At 63.4% G+C, this 246-nt stretch carries 1 protein-coding gene; it reads left to right on the top strand.

The window, feature by feature from the left end:
• Window positions 1-23: 23 nt before the first annotated feature.
• On the top strand, window positions 24-246 hold a 223-nt coding region (locus tag QP415_RS12525; protein WP_285100287.1), incomplete at its 3' end, for a hypothetical protein.

Here is a 246-nt window from a genome sequence, read left to right as displayed (position 1 = left end):
CCCTCACCCTGAAAGCGACGAGCATGGACGAGGTTTGGGACTCGATCGCCTCGCAAGTTGCGTATGGCGATACGGGCAGCGAAACCGCAACCGTTGACGAGCGCTTCGCGGCGGACGCCAAGCTCAAGGCACTGCGAGATGAGCTGGCACGAGTGGAGGCGCGCGGGCGCAAGGAGCGGCAGGTGGCGCGCAAGAACGCGCTTTTCGACAAGGCAAAGCAACTCAAGCGGCAGATCGCCGTCATAG

It is taken from the genome of Pauljensenia sp. UMB3104, assembly GCF_030217285.1.
Lineage (GTDB): Bacteria > Actinomycetota > Actinomycetes > Actinomycetales > Actinomycetaceae > Pauljensenia.
The sequence above is the reverse complement of the archived record's forward strand: the minus strand, read 5'-3'. Positions and strand labels throughout refer to the sequence as shown.